The sequence below is a fragment of the Thermodesulfobacteriota bacterium genome (assembly GCA_040753795.1).
In the GTDB taxonomy this organism is placed as follows: domain Bacteria; phylum Desulfobacterota; class Desulfobacteria; order Desulfobacterales; family Desulfosudaceae; genus JBFMDX01.
Genome location: JBFMDX010000003.1, coordinates 275,215 through 291,333, shown reverse-complemented (window position 1 = coordinate 291,333; position 16,119 = coordinate 275,215). Strand labels below are relative to the sequence as shown.

Below are 16,119 nucleotides of genomic sequence, written 5' to 3'. Positions count from 1 at the left end.
AATAACGGTCCGGCCTGGTCTTGTCAACCCTTGTTTATTCTATCCAGTCGACCTTGGGAAACTCCCTGTCCACGGGCTTGTCCGTTTTGACGGCCGGGTAGCCCATGGTCAGGACGGTGGCCACGTTGTCATAGGGCCACTCGATCCCCATCCTTTTTCTGAACTTCATTTTGGTGATCGGGTCCAGGTTGAGGGCGTTGGAAACAAATCCCACGTAACAGGTGCCCAGGCCCAGAGAATGGGCCGCCAGCACCATGTTCTGGGCGCAGATGCCCATGCCCAGTTCCGGTTCCGATATGTGCAGATGATGGGTCAGGAAGACTATGGCCACGGGCGCGTTGAAGAAAACGTCGAGCTGGCCTTCGCCGAACCTGGGTGTCATGAGGGCCTGGATGGCCACCATGGGACGTTGATCAATGGAATTGGGTTTGATGAAGGCCAGGGCTTTCTTGGCGATGGTGCGTAAAGGATCCTTGCCTTGATAAAGTTTGGTGAACACCCCCAGAAATTTGATGGTGGATGCGGACAGTTCGTCCATCAGCTGTCGGTTGGTGACCACCAGGAATTTCCAGCCCTGGCAGTTTCCCGCCGACGGTGCGAATCGCCCGGCTTCAAGTACCCGCATAATGACTTCCTTTGGCACCGGGTCCGGCTTATAAACGCGGACCGAACGGCGGGTATAGATCGTCTTCTCGACGCCGGTGAGTTCCGCTTCTATCTCCTCCAGAGGCGCCGGCTTGTCCAGTTGAAGCGGGTTGGGCATCCCCATACCCTGTGCCGGAGGATAGTCGAAGCTGTATGCCCAGCGGCCTTCCACGACCTTGTAAAAGGAGGGGAATGAGAGGGCGCCTTGGGGGCAGATGGCCTCGCAGTTGTGACAGGCGATGCATATTTTTCCGAAGTACTGGATCCCGACGAATTCGGGTTTTTCCGTGCCGCAGCCCAGGCAGCGGTTGAGTTCGGCTTTGACCGCCTCGGGCGTCAGCCCTTTTCGCACTTCCGCGAGTGGGTCGGCCAGGCGGGTTTTGATATCGATGACGGCCGCGTTGTTTCTGGGAGCCGCGGGTTTGCTGCGCAGGGGCACGTCCTTGAAAGCCACGGCTGTTTTTTCGCTGACCGGCAGGGTTTTGCCCGTCAGAAAGGCGTCAATGGCCAGCGCTCCCCGCCGTCCGGCGCCGATGGCCTGAGTCACCGTGGCCGGCCCTGAGACGGCGTCACCACCGGCAAAGATCCCTGCCCGGGAAGTGGCGCCACCGGCATCGGCATTCAGCCATCCCTTCTGTCCCCTCAAATCTTTCATGCCTTCATCGTCGATTTCCTGACCGATGGCCACGATCAGGGTGTCCACGTTCAGTGAAAATTCACTGCCGCTGACCGGCACCGGTCTGGGCCGGCCCGAGGCGTCCGGCTCCCCCAGCTTCATTCTGACACAGGTGAGGGCCGAGGCCTTGCCGGATCCATCCAGACTGATTTTGGCGGGCGCGCAGAGGAATTCAATCTTCACGCCTTCCTCTCTGGCTTCGGCGACTTCGTCCGGATAGGCGGGCATCTCTCCGGCCGAACGCCGGTAGACGATGGTCACTTCCGCCCCGAGCCGTCGGGCCACCCGGGCCGCGTCCACGGCCGTGTTTCCGCCGCCCACCACCACGACCTTTTTGCCCAAAGAGGCGTTCTTCTTATCCATGACGTTTTTGAGGAACGCCAGGCCGGTCAGGACGTTTTCCGCCTGCTCTCCGTCGATCCCCAGGCGCGGCGACTTTTGGGCGCCCACTGCCAGGAAGACCGCCTTGAAATCTTTGGCCAGCTGGTCCAGAGTGATGTCTTTGCCGATGCGGATTCCGTATTTGACTTCCACGCCGAGGTCCTGTACGCGCTTCATCTCGGCGTCTATAATATTCTGGGGCAGCCGATACAGGGGAATGGCATAGGTAAGCATGCCGCCGGGGCCGTCGGCGGCCTCAAACACGGTCACCTCGTAGCCCATCATGGCCAGGTGGCCGGCGCAGGACATGCCGGCCGGGCCGGCCCCGACCACCGCCACCTTTTCGCTTTTTTTCTGTTTGGGCTTCGGCAGGGACAGCTTGTTCTCAATGGCATAATCACCGATGTAGCGTTCCAGGGAATTGATGTTCAGGGCGCTGTCCAGGCCGCTGCGGTTGCAGGATGATTCGCAGAAGTGGGGGCAGACCCTGCCCGTGATCGCCGGAAAGGGGTTGCGTTCGACGATCTTGCTCCAGGCTGTTTCCACCGTCCCCCCGTTGTTGAGGACGTCAATGTAAGCACGGATGTCGATGCCGGCCGGACAGGAGAACTGGCAGGACGGCTCCTGCCTGGCAGAGGGGGCCTGGCGCTTGACCATTTGAATGGTCTGGCAGGGGCACTGCATGACACATACCCCGCATCCGATACATTTGTCCTCGTCAACCGTGATGGAGAACGGGCTGGACGCTACCGGCGGATCGTTCAGGTATTTATATTTGCTGGTCTTGATCGTCTCGGTCATAGTTTCCCCCTTATGGCCCTGTTAATTTTTTGTTTGATGTGAATCAACCGCGGAAAATCGTTCCATCTATAACAAAACAGGTTTGGGTTGTCAATAAGATAAATCGGTATCAGGTGACTGAAAAATGGTTATATTTTTATAGAAATATTGTTTAATTTCAATTATTAGGGATTATTTGTGAGTGCGATTATTTTGCACACTGCAATTTTTTACTTTTTACTTTTTCCGGTGACTTTTGACGGTTGGTTATGCACTTCAGGGAGAATATTTTTCCTTTTTCAATTGACTGCCGTCAGACCGGTATTATATTGATAACTATCTTTCTGTTCTTTGGGGGCGAAACGGCTTCGACGGGGATAAAGATGCCCAGGTTGCATGCCGAGTTCCGCCATCTCGTTAAACGGCGGGAATAAATATAATCGCAGACGATTATAACTACGCAATGGCCGCTTAGACGGCCATTCGTTCTCCAGTCTCCTTCCTGCGGAGTCTGATAGAACGTCATTTTGCAGGATAGCGGGCCTTCGATGTCTGTAGAAGAAACGCGAAACCCCACAGACTATCCCTTCAAATCTTTTGCCTGAACAGTATTTGCAGGGAGAAATTTAAAGTTCAGGATAAGCATGTAGACGCCTGTGTTGAATGTTTCCGGACGCGGGTTCGACTCCCGCCGCCTCCACCAGCATTTCTTAATTAAATCAATAAATTATCAAATTGTTGCGCTACTAAAATGTGTAGCGCGGGTGTAGTGGAATTTTTATAACGGCCACGGTGTGGGGCCGCAAGGCAAACCGGCCGACACAGAAGACGCGTTTTTGAAAAATTTGGTAAGAGCCAAAAACGGACGCCCCTTGTGGCCCTTACCAACGTGTGGTTATGCAGGAACTTCGCAATAGGTCGAGTAAGAATGTGATACAGGAATTCTTTCCCCATCCTGACGCATGCCGTCAAGGTGGAATTGAATTGCATCCCGCATGGCCTGCTCAACCGCATCTCGGGTCTTGCCGGTTGCGACACATCCGGGAAGATCCGGAGAAAACGCCGAGTATCCCGTTTTAGTTTGTTCAACAATGACAAGATACTTGTTCATTTTAACCCCGCTTGTTTGAGGATACTATTGAGTGTGCAGGGAGCGAGATCATCGCCAAGTTGCCCAGCGATGGTGACACGACCAGTCTTGGATGTATGCTTATACTGGCGATGACTGCCGCGCGTGGCAACCAAATACCAACCATCCTTTTCGATCACTTTGATAGCTTCCCGAACCTTTATTTTGAAATATTATCAAATTGTTAAAAAACGATCAACTCCTGCCTAACGGCTTCGCTCACCAGACGCTGTAAGCAGTCTGGTGCGGCGAATGGTCGGCCGTATCCTTTTAGGCAATGGTCAGTTGACGGACTTCCTTGTCGATCCGTGCTGCCAGTGCATCGTTAGCTACGTCCAAATCAAAGTCCATTTGGAGGCCAAGCCAGAAACTGGCGGAGTTGCCGAAGTACCTAGACAGCCGCAAAGCCGTATCGGCTGTAATAGCTCGTTTGCCGTGGATGATCTCGTTTACCCTGCGAGGGGAAACACCAAGGTCTTTGCCAAGCTGATTCTGACTTATGGACAGCGGCTTGAGGAACTCTTCTTCCAGAATCTCGCCCGGATGTACGGGAGGAATCTTCTTCATGGCTCACCCCTTGTGATAATCTACGATCTCAACCTCATGCGCACCGCCATCGCGCCAGACGAAGCAGATTCGCCATTGCTCATTGATTCGTATGCTATGCCGCCCTTCTCTGCTTCCCGAAAGAGCTTCCAGGCGGTTTCCGGGAGGAACGCGGAGGTCTTCAACGCTTGAACTGCGATTCAGCATGCGCAATTTCCGAAAGGCGGTCTTCTGAATATCGGTCGGAAGCCTTCGCGAATATTCACGCTGAAAAATTCGTTCCGTTTCTTTGCACCTGAAGCTTTTTATCATATCAGACAATATAACGTATAACGTTATAAGTCAAGAAATTTTTTTACCGGCCAACGGCGAAAGCCAATGGCAGCCAGGGCTTCCACTGACTTGGTTAAGGATTTTAATTGTTCATTTTCCCCGACTTTTCAAAACCCGAGTGCCCTGGCTGTCCTTTGGGCTTTCTGGTTATGTTTCGTTCCTGCCCCTACCACGCTCAACGAATGTTCGTATCCCTACCAATGCAAATAGAGGAACTCCGAGTATCGACAACAACTGCCTTACCCCGTCTAAGGATAGAGCAAGAACTATAAAATATACGCTAAACATAAATGAGCCAAACAGGATACCCCACCTCGGCAAAAGACCGCCATCCTTACGGTGAACATTTCTAATCAAGCGATAGGCGATTGTTGTGAAGAACAAGAACAGAAAGATGAACAACAATCCAACGCAAACAATTTCCCAAAGTCGATTGAGTTGGCTGACAAGTATGATGCCTAAGACGGCACTAACTATTGCCGCAAAAATCGCAATAACGCCGACAATAATTTGAATGATACGTGATTCTTCAGTGACCATGATTTCCCGAAACATAACAATGTTATTAGATAGAAATCTCGATTTCATCCCCGGGATATATCATTAACGATAATATTGATTAATTACAAGTGATTTGTTTTAAAGGCGAACAATTTTATAAATACAATAAATTTCAAAGTATTACAATTAAAATTTAGCTTATTGATAAATTGATCGGCGCACGTTTAAGTGGCTTTTCGGGTGTTAAACGAGCATGCTTGATAATTTCAAATTTTACTTATCAGGGATTTAATTTTGACCTTATTTTAAAATTAATTACGTTCCCTCTGGCTTCTTCTTTCAATTTCTGAATAGCCGTCACAACCTTGACACACATACTTTGTGTAATTGTGATTGATCACCAAATAATCTACCTTGTCTCTTATCGGACGAGGTCGGGAAAATGTGCGAGATATATGAACTCTAAAGAGCCGCATCATTCCAGGTTTTCGGTTACGCTCGAAAGGGAACAGTCATTTTATGCCTCGCTCTATCCCTGCGGGATGAGGGCAGGGAGGCAGGAATGGGTTTTCGTCTGGTCGGCGCAGATGCGTTCATGAAAAGATCGGCCGTGCGGATAATGACCGGACTGCGCAAGGATGGACGTTTGCATGTCCATGCCAGCCGGAGGGGCATGGACATGGGCTTGAAAGAAGGAGGGGAGGGAAACGGCCGGACCAGGCGGGAAGGTCTGTTTTTAAATCAGACGAAGCCGCCATTTCCTGGGGTCTTGGGAAGTGTGAAATATACTGTAGATGGTTACATGTTTTCCGGTGAACTCGTAGAAGACGGCATAGGGGAAGCGCCTTACCAGAGCCCGGCGATAATCTTCATGGACTTTGGGATATAATTCCGGTGTGCGGCAAATATTTTGTACGCAGGCGTCAATACAGGTCAGAAAATCTTCGCCCAATCCTACCCGGCATTCTTCAAACCAGCCGTAAGCCTCTTCAATAATCCTCAAGGGCTTCCTGGGCGATGATCAGGTCAACGGCCATAACGGCTTCTGACCCTGTTTTTAACCTCGTCCCAGGTAAGACCGGAACCCGGCTTGCTCTTAAGATTGGCCTTTCGGCGGGCCAGTTCTTCTTTCTGCCACTCATGGACGGGAACCGCTGACGGTGATGCGGCCAGATCATCCCAAAGGTCTTCCACCAGCTGCAGTTTTTCCGGTGGGCTGAGATCGAACAGGGAGGTATTGTTTGGGTTCATTTTGTCTCCGAAAAATACAAATTGACGATGGATAATTAAATATCATTTTTCCGGATTTGATGCAATCTGATATCGGATGTGTAGCGCTGGTGTAGCGGGGTCATCGCAAACCCTTGTCAGTATTGAACGGACGCGGGTTCGACTCCCACCGCCAGGTCTTTAGCATCGCCTTAGCCTCAAGATGGTTCACTTTGCTTCGCCGTTGCCACTCTTCGGTACCAATACGATTTTAACAAAATTATCCAGTATGTTACCGTCTTCTATGGCCATGATCATCTCGTTTTCAAAGGCGTGGTCCGGCGCCATGGTGGAGAGAAGTTCCCGGTCACCGCTCAAATAGGCAAAGACATGCCGGAACAGGTTGACGTGACTCTTTAATTCACCGTTTTCAAGCCGGCCGGATAATTCGTTCGGGGCATACATGGCCGCCAGAACGCCGAAACGGTCCAGAATGAAAAGAGGGGTGGAAACGGGTTTGCCGTCGGCGTCCTCTCTCAACCGGAATCCCCAGCTCCCATGGTCGCCGATAATGATGACAATGGAATCCGGATCCCGGCTGGTGATCAGTTGCGCCAGATCCAGCAGGTGTTTATTGGCCGACTCGACTCTGCTGCCATAGCTGCTTCTGAATGCTTCCATCGCTTTGTTAATGCCTTCCCGTGTGCGTTCTTTGACCCTTGAGGGCGAGTGCCCGGGAAGATTCACATAGATAAAGGTAAAATAAGGACCGCGGCCCAGGTCCATGGCCGTGAGACGGTCTTTGAGAGAAGCGATCGTTTCCGACCTGCCGGGGCCGTCGGCCGGGTTTTCCTTCTGGAGCAGAAAGGCATTCAACCCGTACCATAACGACGGCGCCGGCAGGCAGACATCCACGTCGGCGCCGTTGGGCAGCAGCGAGTTGACTTCATGAAGATATTGAATTTTGTAATGGTTGGCACGGAACATATCAATGACCGGATTATAGGCTTTGGCTTCCAGCATTCGCCTGCCGCCCAGAGAGTCCAGATTGCCGAGGTTCAGCGATCCGAAATGATGCGCCATGCCGAACAGGGACGGCAGTGACGACAGGGTGTGGTTGTAGTTACTGAAAAAATCATGGTTTACCTTAAATCCCAGTCCGGTTAACTGCCGGTAAAACACATCATTGTCAAAATCGTAGACCGCTTTCAGAGCAGCCCGGCTGGGATAGGCCTCGGCGATGATCAGATACACGTCGGGCGTGGATTTCAATCTGACCTGGTCGTAGACGGCTTTGTGCTTCGTCAGCCAGCCATCGGCAGTCTCGCGGGCTCCGGCGTAAATGTTGCCCATCAGGTTGAATGCCGCCAGAGAGGATAGAATCAGCAGGGTAAAGAAGGTCGGTTTCAGCCCCTTTTTATGGGCGTTCCACACGAAGCCGAGGACAACAAGGCCGGTCAGGGCATATACCAGTATTGGCCGGGCGTTTATGGCGGCCAGGGTACCCCTTAAAAAAATGGCGCACAGCAGCAGGGAGACCAGGGAAATCAGGGGCACGATGAACGGATTGCCGTTCGTTTTTTCCTCTGGGCCGGAAAGAGGTCGGCGGAAAAAGACGCGTAGAACATATCCCATCGTCCAGGAAAGCGGCAAGATGGCAGCCAGCGCGATAAGGCAGGCGCCGGACAATAAAACCAGGGATTGCTGCCAGGAGAAGATATGCCAGTTGTTGCTCAAGAAGAAAATGGCCGGATAGAACCCGGCCAACAGGGCGGTGAAAAAATAAAGATACATGTCCGACAACCTTTTCGGGAAAGTTGGCAATCAGTTGGCTTTCATCAGGAAAAGCGTCCGTTTCGAATCCGCGATCTTTTCTCTGCGGCAGATTTCAAAGCCGTCGCGGAACGCCTCGATAAAATGATCTTCCGTGTATTGGCTGAAAATGTCTTCACGGCTGAGCAACAGCCGTTGCACCTGGGAGTCTTCCCTGGGCACGAATTCAATAATCAGGTAGCGGCACAGGGAAGCAAAATACCGGGCCAGGTAAGCCAGCGGCAGATTGTTGGAGATGGCCATGTGATGCACCAGGGCCAGGGCCATGCCCAGATCCGCCCTGCCACGGCTGCCCAGGGAAAGCCGTTCCTCGGACGCGAAGCCGACGCCCGGTGAGGGGTTGTTGAAATCCATTACCAGGGGAAGGATATTGTCCTCCCGGTTCTTTTTTGTCAGCCGGTAATTGGTTTCCACGGCCGCCGGATCCAGGTCAAAGCAGATGATCTGTCCGGCCGATGTCCGGATGGCCCGGCTCATGACGCCGGTATTGCCGCCAAAATCCCAGACCATGGCCGGCCGCGGGATGGCGCCGATAAAATCCGTCATCAGCCGGATTTTATCGGCCATGGCCTGATCGCTGTAATTGGTCCCGTCGTAATATTCCGACCATTGCGTCCCGGCCGGCTGCCAGTCAAGGGCGCTGACGGTTTCCCGCAGGGACAGGGCGATGTTCATCATCTGCCGGGGGGACAGCGTCCGGACGGTTTTTACGATTTCCCCTTTGTCGGCGTACTTCTCCTGGGAACGGGCATGACTTGAAAAATGGATCATCAGCCCGAGGGTGAGCAGTCGGCGCGTGGGGACCATCTTGCGGGCCAGGGGCAGGGGGATGCCGTCGATATGCAGCTTTAAAAGCTGATTGAGCCCGGGATCGACCTTTGCCATCAGCACCAGCGGCGCCAGAAAATGCCGGCAGAACTGGCCATAGGCCGGCCAGACCGGGTATCGGTCGCATCTATCAAAGGAAAGATGATCGATGAAAATCGGTTTGCCCCGGCAGAACTGGACATTGTAGGCGCTGGCGTCCTTTAACAGAAAGTTTTTCTTCAACCCGGCCATGTGCAGATCCAGGGTCAGCAGGGCGGCGTCTTTCAACTGGCCGAAGGACCATTCATAGGGATAGGAGATAAACGGGAGCAGGTCAGGCTCAAGGATCAGCGCCGCCTGGCCGGGAAGACCAGGGAACTCCTCGGCCGGGCGTTCCCTGAAAGGGACGACCCGGTGATCCGCGGTCAGCTTCTCAAACAGCCCGGAATCCCTGACGGCACGGTAGGTTTCGATATACTGCTCCGTTACCGTTCGATAGAGTTTTCCTTCATGCCAGAACAGCCGGCCCGAGGGGTCACGGAAGGAGGACGGCACGACGGTCATGCTTTATCGCCTTTGTCGCCGTCCGCCTGCTTTTCATCGGTCGGGCTTTTCCTGATGAAAAAGCCTTTTATCCGGTTAAGATAACTCCGGATAACAAAAACAAATCCGATGGCCGAAGCCGCCAGGATCTGAAGCACGTAGCTGCCTGTTCCCAGATCAATATAAGCACAGGCGTTGTCCATGCCCAGAATTAAAAGGCAGAGGGCCAGAATCAGGATCGTCACCATTGCAGATCTCCTTCCGCTGGAGAAGGTTTCCGTTTTTGATTACCATTATGGAGAGATTGCGTAATTATGAATGGCACAGGCCTTATTTGTCAACTTTGCTTTCCGGGCTCTTCATCTGATGGCAGATCCAGCAGGTAGGCCAGAAACAGGGAGATGCGGTTGAGGACCCGGTAGGGTTTGTCCGCCAGGGCTCCGGCCGTCATCATGTTGAAGACCGGTCCTCCCGCGATGACCCGGACGGTGTCCGGAACTTGAGGGATGATGAGATCACAGAGGACTTCTTCAGCGTCATCGCGCAGCACGGTCAGGCCGAGGATGTCCGGCCGCTGCCGCCGGCATTCCGCCACAATGGTTTCCGGCGGGCGCATCAGGCCCAGCGGGAGAATCGTCAGCCCGGCCAGTTCGGCAAAGCAGTGAATCAGGGCGAGTCCCTGGCCGATGCCGTCATCCAGGGTGGCGGTCATCAGCCGCGGCGGCACGGGGAAAATTTCCGTCAACCCCCCGGCCTTTTTCCGGGCCAGCATCTCCCGGCCCATCGCCATCACTTCCGAACTGGTCATGCCGGGGTTTTCGGCCAGGAACCTGGCACAGTCCGTCAGCGCGGTCCGCCAGGACATTTTTGATAAAGGCTTTTCCGCCATTTATTTCCCGTTACCCCGGCGGATCATGCCTGGCGGAGAAAGGTGAAGTAAAATATGATGACATAGACGATCGCGACCGCCGCGATATTGATGTGGGCGTTGTTTCGAAAGAAGTTTTCCCGGTCAAACGACCAGAGCAGATCCGGCCGCCACTGGTTAAAAGACGGCAGGTAGGGGCGCACGGCCTTCTGGTAGCCCCGGTAATCGTCGCCGAACAGTTCCGTCAGCAGTTTTTCTTCGCGGCCGACCCGGTTGGTCATGTAAAACCAGTAGATGGCCGTAAAGACGATCAACAGCAAGAGGCTGCCGGTCATCATGAGAATGCCGAAAATAAGGAAGAAACGGCCGATGTACATGGGGTTGCGGACAAACTGGTAGGGGCCGGTGACGGTAAGCTTCCTGTGGGTTTTGATGGTGGCAAAGCACCATACCTGCAGTCCTTCCCCCAGAATCGAGACGATCAGTCCGGGGAAAAACCAGGCCGGCCGGACATGGGGCAGCAGCAGCGCGAACAGCACCAGCCCGAGGGGAAGCCTCAGCTTCAGAAGCGTCTTGCGGACCTTCCGGTTGTTAAACAGTTCGTTGATATAGGAAACCAGGTTCGTCAGCATTATCAGTCCTTTTCAAGGTTAATTGAATAATTTTATTGTTTTCCTTCCAGTTTGCAAGAATTTGTTTTGCTTTGGCCGTTCGGGTCGTCCTTCATATCCCCAGCAGCAGCTTGACGGTGCTGAAAAAGATCAGCAGGCCGGTGATGTCCACGATGGTGGTCAGAGCCGGACTGGCCACCACGGCCGGATCCTTTTTCAGCATGGCCACCCCCATGGGCAGCAGAACGCCGATGAGGGTGGCGGTGATTACCTGCAGGCCCAGGGCAACGGCAATGGCGCCGCCCATGCTCGACAGGGAATAGGCTTCCGGAACGGCGGACTGGCCGAAAAGAAACACCCGGCCGAAGGCCACCAGTCCCAGCATCAGCGCCAGGACAAAGGCGACGTGAAACTCCTTGAGCAGGATCCGGAAGATGTCTTTGGTGGAGACCTCCTTCAGGGCCAGGGCGCGGATAATCAGGGCCGCGGCCTGGCTGCCCGTGTTCCCGCCGGTATCGGCCAGCATGGGCATGAACGATGCCAGGATGGCGAACTGCAGCAGCAACCCTTCATAACTCTGCACGATATATCCTGATACCATGCCCAGAAAGGCCAGCATCACCACCCAGGGAGAACGGTTCCGCAGGTGTTCCCAGGCGGATGTTTTCATGTACACCCCGGCCTCGTGACTGCCGGCGATGGCCATGAGCTTTTCCATGTCTTCGGTCTGTTCCTGGGTGATGATGTCCAGTGCGTCGTCGTGGGTGATAATGCCCACCAGCGTGTCGCTGTTGTCGACGATGGGCAGGGCCAGCAGGTCGTATTTTTGAATCTTGCGGGCCGCTTCTTCCTGGTCGTCATTGGCCCGGGCTAAAATGACTTCCGGGTTCATGATGTCGCCGACCCGGGACTCCCGCCGGGCCACGATCAGGTCTTTGAGGGAGACAAATCCCTGGAGTTTCCGGTTTTCATCCACCACATAGGCGTAATAGATGGTTTCCTTGTCCGGCGCCTCTTTTCTCAAATGTTCGATGGCCTCTGAAGCGCTCAGGTGGGCAGGCAGGGTGGCGTAGTCCGATGTCATGACCGCTCCGGCCGTGCCCTCTTCATAGGCGGTCAGGCGGCGGAGATCTTCCCGTTCGGCCTGGGCAATGGCCGGCAGAACCGATTCCTGGAGTTCTTCAGGCAATTCCTTGAAAAGATCGGCCCGTTCATCCGGGGGCATGTCGGCCAGCAGAAGAGCCACTTCCATGCGGCGGAGGGAGCCGATAATTTCGATCTGCAGGTCCTCGCTCATGCGGCTGAAGATCTCCGAACGCAAGGGGAGGTCGACCTGCCGCAGGATATCCCAGACTTCCGGGGCGGGGAGGGCCGAGATCATTTCGGCGACCTGCGCCGGATGACCCGTTTTGCAGAATGTCTGAATGGCCTTGATGTTCCCGGACGCGAGCAGTTCCCGCAATTCGGGGATAAGGAGAGGATTTCTGGTTTTCATGGTTCACCTTTTCCCCCGGCCGCGAAGGTGGTTTGAAGCGGCCGGCGGTGAACCGGCTGGTTACGCCCGGATGGAGCGCCGACCGTTCACTTTGCAGGCCGCGAAACAATACCCCCGCGATCCAGGGTCGTCAAGTTCGCTTTGTGCCGATTTATGAATCATGGCCTTTCGACAGGGAGGTCCATCCGAGTCGTTCATAAAACAGTCTCCTGTGGCGGTTGTTGTCACGCGCAGAAAAAAGTTCTTCTGGTTTATAGCGGACTCCCCTCCTTTTTTCAAGCAGTTTTTCCTCGGGCGGCGGGTTCCCCTTGTTACCGGAGCCGCCTTTTCCCCGGATTTCTCTTTTTTGGACAGGTGCTTGACACCCGGGCATATCCCCCGTATTATTTTCAAAATAGCGTTTTATGAATTGCCGGTTATTCCGGCCGGGTTGACGATCATCAGGAGAAAGATCCATGAGCGGTCCGTTCCTCGGAGCCGATATACTCAATGCCTGCAAGCTGATGTTCCCGACCGCCGGAATTATTGATGCCGGTTTTTTAACGGCCCTCGCGGAGGAAGATCTCAAGACGGCCTTCCGCAAAAACGCCCTGAAGACACACCCGGACCGGTCATCAGCCCTGGGCCGCAGCCCGGAAGAATTGACCCGCCTGTTTCAGGAGCTGACTTTCGCCTACCAGGCCCTGCAGACCTTTCGGTTGCGGGGGGCGACGGATCGTGTCACCCCCCGAACGCACCAACGGCCCCGGCCGCAGTGGTCTTCGGCCCGAGTGCGCCGGCCGGTCATGAACGACTTTTACCATCAGGGGATCCTGCCGCAGAGGCAGTTGCGGCTGGGGGAATATCTGTACTATTCAAAAGTCATTTCCTGGAGAACGCTGATTGGCGCCATTGTCTGGCAGAAACGGCAGCGCCCCCTGTTCGGAGAAATCGCCCGGCAGTGGAATTTTCTCTCCGACGAGCAGATCCGGTTGATATTGAAGATCAAGAAACGGGGAGAGATGTTCGGTGAATGCGCCCGGAGAAACGGCTTGCTCTCCCATTTTCAACAACTGGCCGTGACCGGCAGGCAGCGGCGGATGCAGCCGCTGTTCGGCCGGCATTTTATAGAAAACGGCCTGATGTCCCTTATCCAGATCAATCTGATGGTCGGGCGAATGGAACAGCACAACCGTCGGCTCCGGTACCACTGATCTGCCGAATTCTCAGGCGATATCAATATCGAGGATATCAAACTGAACGCCGACGCCCTCCTCGGTTACCCGGACGACTTTGCCGTTCATTTTGATCTGACGATTCTGATTGGAAAAGGGAAGCGTGATCCGGACCTCCTGTCCCAGAGACAGCTTTTCTCTGGTTTCCACGAAAATGCCTCCCAGACTGATATCGCGCGCGTGATGCTCCCCGGTCTTCTGCCCGTGGGCCATGGTCACGCACAACCTGAGATTCTTTCTCGGATGATGCCTTTTTTTAACCCAGTCTTCCCCTGACGGCTGGACGGGTCTGTCCTGATGATCATCGGCTGTCATGGATCGATCCTGATCGCGTCATCGTTAGTGTCCCCGTTAAACCCGTGTATCTTAAAAGACCTCCACGGTGTTCCTGTCCTTTTCCCTGCGCCGGTTCATCTCCCCGATTTCAAGGGCTTCTTTGACACTGGCCCCGTTGAGGATGGCGGTAAACATCTGACGATCGGCATCGATATAATACTTCGACTTGATCATCTCCTGCAACCCCCGCCATTCATATGGGGAGTAAAGGCGGTGGGGGTCATTGATCAGGTCGCCCAGGGCGGAAAGATTCAGGCTGACATGGGACAGCCGCTGGGTCATCTTGTCGTAAAACTGAAAGGCGACGATGACGTCGTTGACGATTTCCGAAACATCCCGGCAGTTTTTCAGGATGGCGCTCTTTTCCCGGCCTTCCGGCATTGTTTCCGAGGCCATCAGAATAACCTGCAATTTTCCCATCAGTGTGACGAACAGACGGGTCAGGGCGTTGACCGATTCGTCGCCTTCGGTCAGTGACCGTTCCACCTGGGAAAGGGCGACATTCAGCATCATGACGGTTTCCCTGATCTGGCTCCAGTCAAGGTCGGGTTTGTGTGCGTCGGAAGGTCTTTTCCTGTCTGGCATAGGATTTTCCTGGTTGATGGGTGTATTCATTGAAACGGCATCCTTTGTCTCTGCTGTCTATCCTGCGGCGGACTCTGTCAAACTCCTCCAGGCTGGCGCCAAAGGCATCGACAATATCCGGATCGAATTTTTGGCCCCTCTCCTCCAGGATAATCGCCGCCGACTCCTCGTGGGAATAGGCGTCCTTGTATATCCGTCTGGTCGTCAGGGCGTCATAGACGTCCGCCAGGGCGACGATCCGCGCCGACAGGGGGATCTCTTCACCCTCCAACCCTCTGGGGTATCCGCGGCCGTTCCATGATTCGTGGTGGTAATAGGCGATTTCCTTGCCCAGCGTCAGGAACGACTGTTCCTTTAGTTCCGCGTCCACGGCCGCCAGCGCGTCTCCGCCGACCAGCGTGTGCTGTTTAATGATATCGAATTCTTCCGGGCTAAGACGTCCCGGCTTGAGCAGAATCGCGTCCGGGATACTGACCTTGCCGATATCGTGCAGGATGGATGAGAGGTAAATATCCTTGATGTAAGCCGGGGTAATATAGCGGGCGTATTTGGGCAGCCGGCTGATGGCCTGGGTGATCAGCCGCGCATATTCCCGAACACGTTCCAGGTGGCGGCCGGTGCTGTCGTCTCTGGATTCCGCCAGTTTGGCCAGCCCCAGGATGGTGGCGTTTTTTGTGTTTTCCAGCCTTTTCTGGGGGGTGATGTCCCGGATGATATTGATGATACCGTCGCAGGCGTTGTCGGTTATCATCTGTTTGGCCTGGGTTTCGATATAGATTTTATGCCCGTTTTTGTGAAACGCCTCCACTTCAAAAGCGGGGAAAGGAACGTCCGACGGGGCGTTTTTATAAAGTTCCAGTGCCTGCCGGTAATCGCATCCCAGGAATTCGTAGCCGCTCAAATCCTTGCCCATTACTTCGTCGGGTCTCAGGCCGAAGACGTCCAGGACGGTACCGTTGGTGTTGACCACAAATCCGTCCCGGTTTAAATGGATGATGGCATCGCGGGTGTTTTCGAACATGATCTGAAAGGTCTGCTGGTTCTGCCGGGCAGCCTGTTCCGCGCATAACCGCCGGTTCTGCTCGTCCGCCAGCGATTTTCTGGTTGTCTGGAGTTCTGACAGCAGGCGGGCGATGGTCTGTTCCGATTCGCGCAAAGATTTTTCAAAACGCTCCCGGGCCGTCCGCTCCCGGCGGCGACGCCGGGCTTCCTTCAGGGCACGGTTGACGGTTTGACCCAGGTCGAGGGCGGCGGCCGGTGAAAACGAAAGGCAGTCAAAGGCGCCCATCTGAAACGAGAGGCTGATGTCATCCATGACGGGTTTTCCGGTAAAGAAGGTGATGACCGGACGGTCCGGCGCTTTTCTGGATATCTGCGACAGGATCTGGGGCCAGTAATATCCGTCTCCCTCAACGGCCAGGAAGATGATGTCCGGGTCTATTTCAAAAACCATGTTCAGGCCCTGGCGGGCATCATTGATTTCGACCACCGACCAGTCCAAACTCTCCAGGGCCGCCTTCATCAAGCCGGTACCGGTTTCTTTGTCGTCAATGATCAGTATGGAGGATATCTCGGATCGCATGGGGGGGCCGCTGTAAACGTTTTAAAGGAAGAATACGCGCATGAT

Annotated in this window: 18 protein-coding genes and 1 other RNA gene; 2 read left to right on the top strand and 17 right to left on the bottom strand. The window is 54.3% G+C overall.

What is annotated here, in order from left to right; all coding sequences use genetic code 11:
- Window positions 1-34: 34 nt before the first annotated feature.
- Entirely contained in the window at window positions 35-2,503 is a 2,469-nt protein-coding gene (locus AB1724_06195; GenBank protein MEW6077379.1) for an NAD(P)-binding protein, read from the bottom strand.
- Window positions 2,504-2,835: 332 nt separating this feature from the next.
- On the opposite strand from AB1724_06195, the gene ssrA reads away from it, so the two are divergent.
- Window positions 2,836-3,185, top strand: a transfer-messenger RNA (tmRNA) gene (gene ssrA / locus AB1724_06190).
- Between the two features lie 192 nt (window positions 3,186-3,377).
- Here ssrA and AB1724_06185 read toward each other — a convergent pair.
- From AB1724_06185 to mgtE, 13 genes are all read right to left on the bottom strand, one after another.
- Window positions 3,378-3,593, bottom strand: a complete 216-nt coding sequence (locus tag AB1724_06185) for a type II toxin-antitoxin system HicB family antitoxin (protein ID MEW6077378.1) — start codon at window positions 3,591-3,593, stop codon at window positions 3,378-3,380.
- A complete protein-coding gene (locus tag AB1724_06180; GenBank protein ID MEW6077377.1) occupies window positions 3,590-3,775 on the bottom strand; it encodes a type II toxin-antitoxin system HicA family toxin in 186 nt (61 codons plus the stop codon). Before AB1724_06180 ends, AB1724_06185 begins: the two co-directional genes overlap by 4 nt.
- A gap of 106 nt (window positions 3,776-3,881) precedes the next feature.
- Window positions 3,882-4,178 (bottom strand): HigA family addiction module antitoxin, encoded by a 297-nt coding sequence (locus AB1724_06175; GenBank protein ID MEW6077376.1) that lies wholly within the window; start codon window positions 4,176-4,178, stop codon window positions 3,882-3,884.
- A 3-nt stretch (window positions 4,179-4,181) separates the two neighbouring features.
- On the bottom strand, window positions 4,182-4,469 hold the full coding sequence (locus AB1724_06170; GenBank protein MEW6077375.1) for a type II toxin-antitoxin system RelE/ParE family toxin: 288 nt from the start codon (window positions 4,467-4,469) through the stop codon (window positions 4,182-4,184).
- Window positions 4,470-4,637: 168 nt separating this feature from the next.
- Window positions 4,638-5,030, bottom strand: a complete 393-nt coding sequence (locus tag AB1724_06165; protein ID MEW6077374.1) for a hypothetical protein — start codon at window positions 5,028-5,030, stop codon at window positions 4,638-4,640.
- Window positions 5,031-5,727: 697 nt separating this feature from the next.
- Window positions 5,728-5,943: a type II toxin-antitoxin system RelE/ParE family toxin gene (locus AB1724_06160; GenBank protein MEW6077373.1), complete on the bottom strand. Its 216-nt coding sequence runs from the start codon at window positions 5,941-5,943 to the stop codon at window positions 5,728-5,730.
- A gap of 74 nt (window positions 5,944-6,017) precedes the next feature.
- Entirely contained in the window at window positions 6,018-6,242 is a 225-nt protein-coding gene (locus AB1724_06155; protein MEW6077372.1) for an addiction module protein, read from the bottom strand.
- A 186-nt stretch (window positions 6,243-6,428) separates the two neighbouring features.
- Entirely contained in the window at window positions 6,429-7,994 is a 1,566-nt protein-coding gene (locus AB1724_06150; protein MEW6077371.1) for a hypothetical protein, read from the bottom strand.
- Between the two features lie 30 nt (window positions 7,995-8,024).
- The gene (locus tag AB1724_06145) at window positions 8,025-9,404 is read right to left on the bottom strand and encodes an SAM-dependent methyltransferase (protein ID MEW6077370.1); all 1,380 of its coding nucleotides are present in this window, start codon (window positions 9,402-9,404) and stop codon (window positions 8,025-8,027) included.
- Window positions 9,401-9,631, bottom strand: a complete 231-nt coding sequence (locus AB1724_06140; GenBank protein MEW6077369.1) for a hypothetical protein — start codon at window positions 9,629-9,631, stop codon at window positions 9,401-9,403. Before AB1724_06140 ends, AB1724_06145 begins: the two co-directional genes overlap by 4 nt.
- A gap of 89 nt (window positions 9,632-9,720) precedes the next feature.
- Window positions 9,721-10,248: a hypothetical protein gene (locus AB1724_06135; protein MEW6077368.1), complete on the bottom strand. Its 528-nt coding sequence runs from the start codon at window positions 10,246-10,248 to the stop codon at window positions 9,721-9,723.
- 47 nt (window positions 10,249-10,295) lie between these two features.
- Window positions 10,296-10,883: an isoprenylcysteine carboxylmethyltransferase family protein gene (locus AB1724_06130; protein MEW6077367.1), complete on the bottom strand. Its 588-nt coding sequence runs from the start codon at window positions 10,881-10,883 to the stop codon at window positions 10,296-10,298.
- 91 nt (window positions 10,884-10,974) lie between these two features.
- Entirely contained in the window at window positions 10,975-12,357 is a 1,383-nt protein-coding gene (mgtE, locus tag AB1724_06125) for a magnesium transporter (GenBank protein MEW6077366.1), read from the bottom strand.
- Between the two features lie 455 nt (window positions 12,358-12,812).
- Here mgtE and AB1724_06120 point away from each other — a divergent pair, with 455 nt between their 5' ends.
- Window positions 12,813-13,550, top strand: coding sequence for a J domain-containing protein (locus AB1724_06120; protein ID MEW6077365.1), 738 nt, complete (start codon window positions 12,813-12,815; stop codon window positions 13,548-13,550).
- Between the two features lie 12 nt (window positions 13,551-13,562).
- Here AB1724_06120 and AB1724_06115 read toward each other — a convergent pair whose 3' ends face one another.
- From AB1724_06115 to AB1724_06105, 3 genes are read right to left on the bottom strand one after another with little or no spacing between them, the layout of a single operon-like run.
- The gene (locus tag AB1724_06115; GenBank protein MEW6077364.1) at window positions 13,563-13,886 is read right to left on the bottom strand and encodes a PilZ domain-containing protein; all 324 of its coding nucleotides are present in this window, start codon (window positions 13,884-13,886) and stop codon (window positions 13,563-13,565) included.
- 51 nt (window positions 13,887-13,937) lie between these two features.
- Entirely contained in the window at window positions 13,938-14,492 is a 555-nt protein-coding gene (locus tag AB1724_06110) for a hypothetical protein (protein ID MEW6077363.1), read from the bottom strand.
- A complete protein-coding gene (locus tag AB1724_06105) occupies window positions 14,446-16,074 on the bottom strand; it encodes an HD domain-containing phosphohydrolase (protein ID MEW6077362.1) in 1,629 nt (542 codons plus the stop codon). The genes AB1724_06110 and AB1724_06105 overlap by 47 nt, the downstream gene beginning before the upstream one ends.
- Window positions 16,075-16,119 lie beyond the last annotated feature (45 nt).